Raw genomic sequence first — 8,786 nt, forward strand, 5'->3', positions numbered from 1 at the left:
AGTGCTCTGCCCTAGCATCCGAGCATGACGGTCCTGCCTGACGACGGGCTCTCACTGGCCGCCGAGTTCCCTGACGCGACGCAAGAGCAGTGGCACCGCCTGGTCGAGGGTGTGCTGCGCAAGTCCGGCAGGGAAGTCTCGGGCGAGGCCGCCGAGGACGCCCTGTCCACGACGCTGGAGGACGGGCTGCGCACCCGTCCCCTGTACACCGCGCGCGACTCCGCACCCGACCCCGGTCGGCCCGGCTTCGCGCCGTACGTGCGCGGCGGCCGTCCGGAGGGCGGCGTCGCGAGCGGCTGGGACGTACGGCAGCGGCACACCGCGGCTCCCGACGGCGCGCTCCTGGCCGACCTGGAGAACGGCGTCACCTCGCTCTGGCTGCTCGCGGGCCGGGGCGGCATCCCCGTGTCCGGCCTCGCCCGCGCCCTCGACGGCGTCCACCTGGACCTCGCCCCGGTGGTCCTGGACGCCGGCCAGGACACCGAGGCGGCGGCGGCCGAGCTGTTCCGGCTGTACGACGAGAAGGGCGTCGACCCGAAGGCGGTGCGCGGCAGCCTGGGCGCCGACCCGCTGGGGTACGAGGCACGCACCGGCACCGCCCTCCCCTTCGCTCCCGTCGCCGAACTGGCGAAGCGCTGCGCCGCGGAGTTCCCGGGCCTGCGCGCGCTGACCGTGGACGCGCTGCCGTACCACGAGGCGGGCGGCTCGGCCGCGCAGGAGCTGGGCGCCTCGCTGGCCACCGGCGTGGCCTGCCTGCGCGAGCTGACCGAGGCCGGCCTCGGCATCGAACAGGCCCTCGGGCAGCTGGAGTTCCGGTACGCGGCGACCGCCGACCAGTTCCTGACCATCGCCAAGCTGCGCGCGGCCCGCCGGCTGTGGGCGCGGGTCGCCGAGGTCAGCGGGGCCGCCGGCGCGGGCGCGCAGGTGCAGCACGCGGTCACCTCGCCGGTGATGATGAGCCGCCGCGACCCGTGGGTGAACATGCTCCGTACGACGGTCGCGACGCTGGCCGCCGGGGTGGGCGGCGCCGACTCCGTCACCGTGCTGCCGTTCGACCACGCGATCGGCCTGCCCGACGCGTTCGCCCGCCGGATCGCCCGCAACACCTCGACGATCCTCATCGAGGAGTCCCACCTGGCCCGGGTCATCGACCCGGCGGGCGGCTCCTGGTACGTCGAGAAGCTCACCGACGAACTCGCCCACGCGGCCTGGGAGTTCTTCCGGAGCATCGAGCGGGACGGCGGCCAGGCGGCGGTGCTGCGCTCCGGCCGCCTGCGCACCGACCTCGCGACCACCTGGGCCGAGCGCTCCAAGAAGCTCGCCAAGCGCCGTGAACCCGTCACCGGCGTCAGCGAGTTCCCCTTCCTCGCCGAGAAGCCGGTCGTGCGCGAACCGGCGCCCGAGCCGCCGTCGGGCGGCCTCCCCCGGGTCCGCCGCGACGAGGCCTACGAGGAGCTGCGCGCCCGCTCGGACGCCCATCTCGCGGCGACCGGCAGCCGCCCGCGGATCTACCTGGCCACGCTCGGCCCGGCCGCCGCGTACACCGCGCGCGCCGGCTTCGCCGCCAACCTCTTCCAGGCCGGCGGCATCGAACCCGTCACCGAGGGCAGTTTCGAGGAGAGCGGCGCCACCGAGGCGGTGCTCTGCTCCAGCGACGCCCTCTACGCCGAACAGGCCGAGCGGACCGCCGCATCGCTGAAGGCGGCCGGTGCCCGGCACGTGGTGCTCGCGGGCCGGGGCGAGTTCGCCGGTGTCGACTCCTACGTCTTCGCGGGCTGCGACGCCGTGGCCGTGCTGTCCGAGACCCTCGACCGCATGGGAGTGTCCTGATGGGAATCCCCGACTTCTCCGGCATCGAGCTGGGGACCCCCGTCACCGACGGCAGCCCCGAGGAGTGGCGGGCGGCCGGCGGTGACCTGCCGCTCTGGGAGACCCCGGAGGGCATCGGGGTCAAGCCGCTCTACACCGGCCGTGACCTGGAGGGCCTGGACTTCCTCGGGACCTACCCGGGCATCGCGCCGTACCTGCGCGGCCCGTACCCGACGATGTACGTCAACCAGCCCTGGACCATCCGCCAGTACGCGGGCTTCTCCACCGCCGAGGAGTCCAACGCGTTCTACCGGCGCAACCTGGCCGCCGGCCAGAAGGGCCTGTCGGTCGCCTTCGACCTGCCCACGCACCGGGGTTACGACAGCGACCACCCGCGGGTGACCGGTGACGTCGGCATGGCGGGTGTCGCGATCGACTCGATCTACGACATGCGCCAGCTGTTCGACGGCATCCCGCTGGACCGGATGACCGTGTCGATGACGATGAACGGCGCGGTGCTCCCCGTACTCGCCCTCTACATCGTGGCGGCGGAGGAGCAGGGCGTACCGCCCGAGAAGCTGGCCGGGACCATCCAGAACGACATCCTCAAGGAGTTCATGGTCCGCAACACCTACATCTATCCGCCGAAGCCGTCGATGCGGATCATCTCCGACATCTTCGCGTACACCTCGCAGCGGATGCCGCGCTACAACTCGATCTCCATCTCCGGCTACCACATCCAGGAGGCGGGCGCGACGGCCGACCTGGAGCTGGCGTACACGCTCGCGGACGGCGTCGAGTACATCCGGGCGGGCCGCGAAGCCGGCCTGGACGTGGACGCGTTCGCGCCCCGGCTCTCCTTCTTCTGGGCGATCGGCATGAACTTCTTCATGGAGATCGCCAAGTTGCGGGCGGCCCGGCTGCTGTGGGCCAAGCTGGTCGGCCAGTTCGAGCCGAAGAACACCAAGTCCCTGTCCCTGCGCACCCATTCGCAGACCTCGGGCTGGTCGCTGACCGCGCAGGACGTCTTCAACAACGTCACGCGCACGGCCGTGGAGGCGATGGCGGCGACCCAGGGCCACACCCAGTCGCTGCACACCAACGCCCTCGACGAGGCCCTCGCGCTCCCCACCGACTTCTCCGCGCGCATCGCCCGCAACACCCAGCTGCTCATCCAGCAGGAGTCGGGCACCACCCGGGTCATCGACCCGTGGGGCGGCAGCGCGTACGTGGAGCGGCTGACCTACGACCTCGCCCGCAAGGCCTGGGCGCACATCCAGGAGGTCGAGGCGGCGGGCGGCATGGCCAAGGCGATCGACGCCGGCATTCCCAAGCTGCGCATCGAGGAGGCGGCGGCCCGCACCCAGGCCCGGATCGACTCGGGGCGGCAGCCGGTGATCGGCGTCAACAAGTACCGGGTGGACAGCGACGAGCAGATCGAGGTCCTCAAGGTAGACAACTCCTCGGTGCGGGCCCAGCAGATCGAGAAGCTGCGGCGGCTGCGCGCGGAGCGGGACGAGACGGCCTGCCGGGACGCGCTCGACGCGCTGACCCGGGCGGCGGACGGCGACGGCAACCTGCTGGAACTGGCGGTGCACGCGGCCCGTGCCAAGGCGACCGTCGGCGAGATCTCGGACGCCCTGGAGAAGGTGTACGGCCGGCACGCGAGCCAGATCCGTACGATCTCCGGTGTGTACCGCAACGAAGCAGGCGAGTCCCCGAACGTGGACCGCACCCGGGCCCTGGTCGACGCGTTCGACGAGGCCGAGGGGCGCCGCCCGCGCATCCTGGTCGCCAAGATGGGCCAGGACGGTCACGACCGCGGCCAGAAGGTGATCGCGACCGCCTTCGCCGACCTCGGCTTCGACGTCGACGTCGGCCCGCTGTTCCAGACCCCGGAGGAGGTCGCCCGCCAGGCGGTGGAGGCGGACGTCCACGTGGTCGGCGTGTCCTCGCTGGCGGCCGGTCACCTCACCCTCGTACCGGCGCTGCGTGAGCAGCTCGCCGAGGAGGGCCGGGCGGACATCATGATCGTGGTCGGCGGGGTGATCCCGCCGCAGGACGTGCCGACCCTCCTGGAGATGGGCGCCACGGCCGTGTTCCCGCCCGGGACGGTGATTCCGGACGCGGCCTACGACCTGGTGAAGCGGCTGTCGGCGGAACTCGGGCACGAGCTGTGATCGATGTCGACGCCTATGTGAAGGGTGTGCTCGACGGACGGCGCGCGGTGATCGCCCGCGCCATCACCCTCGTCGAGTCCACCCGGCCACAACACCGGGCGTCGGCGCAGGAGTTGCTCACCGAGCTGCTCCCGCACAGCGGCCGGGCCCGGCGGATCGGCGTCAGCGGGGTGCCCGGCGTGGGCAAGTCGACGTTCATCGACGCGTTCGGCACGCTGCTGACGGGGCTGGGCCACCGGGTCGCGGTGCTGGCCGTGGACCCGTCGTCCACGCGCACCGGCGGTTCGATCCTCGGCGACAAGACGCGCATGGAGCGCCTCGCCGTCGACCCGAACGCCTTCGTCCGCCCCTCCCCCAGCGCGGGCACCCTCGGCGGGGTCGCGAAGGCGACCCGCGAGTCGATGGTGGTCATGGAGGCCGCCGGATACGACGTGATCCTGGTCGAGACCGTCGGCGTCGGCCAGTCCGAGACCGCGGTCGCCGACATGGTCGACTCCTTCCTGCTGCTCAGCCTGGCCCGTACCGGTGACCAGCTCCAGGGCATCAAGAAGGGCGTCCTGGAGCTGGCCGACGTGATCGCCGTCAACAAGGCGGACGGCCCGCACGAGCGCGACGCCCGGTCCGCGGCCCGGGAACTGGCGGGCGCGCTGCGCCTGATGCACGGCAAGGAGGCCTTCTGGACTCCCCCGGTGCTGAGTTGCAGCGCCCGGGAGTCGACCGGCCTGGAGCTGGTCTGGGAGCGCCTCGAACAGCACCGGGCGCTGCTGGACTCCACCGGGCGGCTCGCCGAGAAGCGGCGTGAGCAGCAGGTGGGCTGGACCTGGTCGATGGTCCGGGACGACCTGCTCGGCCGGCTCGCCGCCCACCCGGCGGTGCGGGCGGCCGCCCCCGGCCTCGAACAGCAGGTCAGGGACGGCATATTGACGGCGACACTGGCCGCCGAGCGCATCCTGCAGGCGTTCGGCGAACCGGCCGAGGGGCCTCAGGCCAGCTGATCCTGGAGCGCCTCGCGGGCCCTGGCCACCCGGGAGCGGACCGTGCCGACGGGGCAGTCGCTGACCTCGGCGGCCTCCGCGTACGGCAGCCCGACGAGCTGGGTGAGGACGAACGCCTCGCGCCGTTCGTCGGGCAGCGCCGCCAGGAGGCCGAGGAGCGCGACGCCTTCGTCGAACCCCGGCAGCCCGGACGGCTGGGCCCGCTCGACCGCCTGCTGCCAGTCGGGGACGTCCGCCGGGCGGGGCCTGGCGGCGGCGTACCGGTGGCTGTCCACGACGGCCCGGCGGGCGATCGACAGCAGCCAGGAACGGGCCGAGCCGTGGCCTTCGAAACGGTGCAGGCTGCCCAGCGCGCGCAGGAACGTGTCCTGCGCGAGGTCGTCGACGGCCTGCGGGTCGGCGCAGAGATGGGCGACGTACCTGAGGACGTCGCGGTGCAGGGCCCGTACGAACGCGTCCACGGCGGCCGCGTCCCCGGACCGGGCGGCAAGAGCCCAGGCCGTGATCGACGCGTCGCGTTTCTCGGTCGCCTCGGTGCGTGCGGGCAGGACGGAAGTGATCACTCGGTGTCCTTGCGAGAAAGGTGAGGGGGGAGGCGGCCGAGTCCTCAAGCGGGCGTGCGGCCGCCGTGTTCGTCCGGGGCGCGTACGGACGGCCCCGGACCACCAGCTGTCGTCAGGCGACAGCCGTCCGCACGGGCGGACCCCGGGAAGTGATCGCGTGGACGAGGAGCCGGAGCCGCGGCGCCCGGTCCGAACGCCGGCGGCGCAGCCGGGGGCGCGGCCGCTCGGGGGTGGCGGGCAGGGCGAGCAGCAGCCGTAGCGGGGCGACGAGGCGGCCGGCGACGGCCCGGACGATGCGGAACGCCGCGCGTTCGCCGTGGCCGAGCCAGAGGCCGCACAGCAGCGCGGCGAGCAGGTGGGCGGCGAACATGCCGGTGGAGGCGGCGCCGCCGGTGCCGAAGCCCAGGTATTCGACGGGGCCGGCGTGGGCTGGGCCCATGTGCATCGACCCCATGTTCATGGCGGCCATGTCCATGTGGGTGTCCATACGCATGGAGCCCAGGGAGGCGGTGTGGGTGGTCCACACCTGGGCCGCGGAGAAGCCGGAGTGCAGGGCCGTCTGGGTGCCGACTGCGGCGGACACGACCAGCGGCAGCCCGCGTTCACGACCCGACAGGGCCCAGCCGAGGGCCCCGGTGAGCGCCAGGGCGGCGGCCAGCGCCCAGGCGGGCACCCGGCTGCCGGACATCAGGACGTGGCCCAGGGCGGCGAGCAGCACGCAGACGGCCGCGAACACCGCGGACCGTGTCGTGCGTGCGCACCATCCTGCCGTCATGGCGCATCATCCTCGCAGCCGGGGCCGACCTGTCGGGGAGTGGTACGGCGATCCACAGCCGGTGCGCTCAACTCACAGGCCGGGCGGGAAGTTTCACAGCGGCCGTGTGCCGGCTGCGGGCCGGTGGGGGCTGGTCGCGCAGTTCCCCGCGCCCCTGGGGGCGCTGTAGCCGCCGCATCTCCCCAGCCGCGGGCAAGTCGTGCCTCCCCGAGTGCCTCAAGGGCCTGGGCGGTGCCCCCAGGCGGCACGGGTGGGCGCGGCGGCACCCTGCAAGCGCCGGTAAGCGTCCCCCCAGCCGCAGCCCAGTTCAACCACTCGCCCACGGCCCCTCTGGCACCGCCGTCCGTACCCGCGCCCGCGTCACGTCGACCTCGATCGTGCGGTCGTCGTCCAGGTCCTCCCGGACCCGGCGCAGTCGTCCCGCCCCGTCGATCCAGTACCTCAGCGGGGCGTCGCCGGCGGAGAAGACGTCGTAGCGACGGCCGTCGATCCGGTCCGTGCCCAGGTGGCGGCGGCCCGAGCGGGCGATCCGGTGCGCGTCGTCCGGGCGGGCGGCGGCCAGGGACAGCGTCAGCCGCAGGGCCGTGTCCAGCGAGGCCGGCCCGTAGCCGCGGCGAATCCACGCCGTCGGTCGCAGCCGCGCGGCGTCCCGTACCGCCTCCGCCGTCGACGCCGGCCGCGCCAGCGGGCCCGCGCTGCCGTCCGCCTTGGGCCGGGCGACCTCCAGCCCGGCGCCGTCCCACGCCAGCAGCCCCCGCTCCGCCGCGTCCCCGGTGTCGAACCAGCCCACCGCCCGGTGCCGGTGCTCGTCGACCACCGCGCGGACCACGGCCGTACCGCCGGGCAGCGGAGCCCGTACCGTCACCTCGGCCGGGCTGTCCCGGTACGCGTGGAGCGGCGTGAGGGCCATGCGGCGGGCCTCGTCGACGGAGAGCGGGCGGGGGTCGTCGCCCTCCGCGAGGAGGAACGGCAGCGCACCGCACACCCCTGTCACCGCGACGAGGGCCGTCCAGGTCCAGGGGGATCGCATCCGTGCTCGTACGCTCGTCGCCGCTGTCCGCATGACATGTACCTACACGCGGACGGGCCGCGCCCGGTGGGCACCGGTGCGCGGCCCGCTCGGCGTCACCCGTGCGGGGTGCGCCGTTTGCCCCACGGGTCAGCCGACCGAGCCGGCCGCCTCCCTGATGACGCGGGTGACCACGTCGGGACGGGTGACGAGGGACAGGTGGCCCGCCTTCACCTCGGCGGCGTGCGCGCCCGCGCGGCGGGCCATCCCCGGCTGCTCGGCAGGGACGACGCCGGTCGGTCCGGAGGTGGGTCGCATGCGCTTCTTCCCTCGTCGGTCAGGCGGTGACGTTGCGGACGGCCTCGCGGATCAGGTCCGCGACCTTCTTGGGGTGGGCGAGCATGACCAGGTGGGAGGAGTCGACCTCGACCGTGGTCATGCCGGCGCGCTCGTAGCCGAAGCGCTCGACGTCGGGGTTGATGGTGTGGTCCGAGGACGACACCAGGCCCCAGGACGGCTTGGTCCTCCACGCCGCTACCGGGGCCGCCTCGGCGAAGGCCGCGCCGGCCAGCGGGCGCTGGGAGACGGCGAGCACCCGGGCGAGCTCCGGGTCCACGTCGGCGGCGAAGATCGCGGGGAACCTGTCGACGTCGACGGTGACGTCGGTGCCGGGCTCGTCCGAGCCCGCGACCGGGAACGGCGTGTACACCAGGGCCGCGGCGAGCTCGGAGTCCGGGAACCGGCCCTGCAGTTCGCCGAGGCTCTCGCCCTCCTCCAGGGCGTAGCCGGCCAGGTAGACCAAGGCCTGCACGTTCTCCTCGGCGCCCGCGACGGTGATGACGGCACCGCCGTAGGAGTGGCCCACCAGGACGACGGGACCGGGAATCGCGCGGACCACCGAGGCGATGTAGGCGGAGTCGCCGGTGAGGCTGCGGTTGGGCACGGCCGGGACGAGCACCTTCAGACCGTCGGCCAGCAGCTCGGGGACGACCCGGGCGAAGCTGGACGCATCGGCGAAGGCACCGTGCACGAGGACGACGGTGGGCGTTGAGTCGGTCATGGGAGTTCCTTGCGGTGCGGGGTCTGGGCGGGCGGCTAGCGCGGGTCGACGCCGATGTCGGTGTCGACGTCGTAGGCGGCTTCCGCGTGGTCGGGCGCGGGGTGCGCGAGGTCGGTCCCCATGTCGAAGGCCGCCGTCCCGATGGCCTCCTCCAGTTCCGCTTCCTCGCGCTCCGCCTTGGCCCGGCGGTGGTGCTCGGTCAGCCGGTCCTTGAGGTGCCGCAGGCGCGGGTGGCCGTCGTGGGCGGACGGCTCCGGCGACGATTCCGGCGGCTCGTTGTTGGTCACGCCGGTGCCCGGATCAGGCGGTGTGGAGGGCCGTGTGCAGGGTGCGTACGGCGAGGTTGATGGCGGCTTCGGCGGCGTGGGTCTCGCGCAGGGCGTTGAGCATGACGA

General features: G+C 73.7%; 9 protein-coding genes. 3 read left to right on the top strand and 6 right to left on the bottom strand.

Annotation, left to right across the window (positions count from 1 at the left end):
* The first annotated feature begins 24 nt into the window (after nt 1–24).
* Genes ACFY0K_RS44410 through meaB form a run of 3 tightly spaced genes read left to right on the top strand, consistent with a single transcriptional unit; the run spans nt 25 to nt 4,984 of the window.
* On the top strand, nt 25–1,830 hold the full coding sequence (locus ACFY0K_RS44410) for a methylmalonyl-CoA mutase family protein (RefSeq protein ID WP_390644725.1): 1,806 nt from the start codon (nt 25–27) through the stop codon (nt 1,828–1,830).
* Nucleotides 1,830–3,989, top strand: a complete 2,160-nt coding sequence (gene scpA, locus ACFY0K_RS44415) for a methylmalonyl-CoA mutase (RefSeq protein ID WP_390644726.1) — start codon at nt 1,830–1,832, stop codon at nt 3,987–3,989. The genes ACFY0K_RS44410 and scpA overlap by 1 nt, the downstream gene beginning before the upstream one ends.
* Entirely contained in the window at nt 3,986–4,984 is a 999-nt protein-coding gene (meaB, locus tag ACFY0K_RS44420) for a methylmalonyl Co-A mutase-associated GTPase MeaB (RefSeq protein ID WP_390644727.1), read from the top strand. The genes scpA and meaB overlap by 4 nt, the downstream gene beginning before the upstream one ends.
* On the opposite strand, the gene ACFY0K_RS44425 is transcribed toward meaB, so the two are convergent.
* The 6 genes from ACFY0K_RS44425 to ACFY0K_RS44450 form a co-directional block, all read right to left on the bottom strand.
* Nucleotides 4,972–5,547 (bottom strand): sigma-70 family RNA polymerase sigma factor, encoded by a 576-nt coding sequence (locus ACFY0K_RS44425; RefSeq protein ID WP_390644728.1) that lies wholly within the window; start codon nt 5,545–5,547, stop codon nt 4,972–4,974. The genes meaB and ACFY0K_RS44425 overlap by 13 nt on opposite strands.
* Before the next feature lie 112 nt (nt 5,548–5,659).
* Nucleotides 5,660–6,322 carry a hypothetical protein gene (locus ACFY0K_RS44430; protein WP_390644729.1) on the bottom strand — a complete coding sequence of 221 codons (663 nt, stop codon included), beginning with the start codon at nt 6,320–6,322 and terminating at the stop codon, nt 5,660–5,662.
* Between the two features lie 307 nt (nt 6,323–6,629).
* Nucleotides 6,630–7,352 carry a hypothetical protein gene (locus tag ACFY0K_RS44435; protein ID WP_390644730.1) on the bottom strand — a complete coding sequence of 241 codons (723 nt, stop codon included), beginning with the start codon at nt 7,350–7,352 and terminating at the stop codon, nt 6,630–6,632.
* Nucleotides 7,353–7,481: 129 nt separating this feature from the next.
* Complete coding sequence (locus ACFY0K_RS44440) at nt 7,482–7,649, bottom strand: hypothetical protein (RefSeq protein WP_390644731.1); 168 nt, start codon at nt 7,647–7,649, stop codon at nt 7,482–7,484.
* Between the two features lie 19 nt (nt 7,650–7,668).
* The gene (locus ACFY0K_RS44445; RefSeq protein ID WP_390644732.1) at nt 7,669–8,391 is read right to left on the bottom strand and encodes an alpha/beta fold hydrolase; all 723 of its coding nucleotides are present in this window, start codon (nt 8,389–8,391) and stop codon (nt 7,669–7,671) included.
* Nucleotides 8,392–8,426: 35 nt separating this feature from the next.
* Complete coding sequence (locus tag ACFY0K_RS44450; protein WP_390644733.1) at nt 8,427–8,678, bottom strand: hypothetical protein; 252 nt, start codon at nt 8,676–8,678, stop codon at nt 8,427–8,429.
* Nucleotides 8,679–8,786 lie beyond the last annotated feature (108 nt).

Source organism: Streptomyces sp. NPDC001507, from assembly GCF_042894765.1.
Classification (GTDB): domain Bacteria; phylum Actinomycetota; class Actinomycetes; order Streptomycetales; family Streptomycetaceae; genus Streptomyces.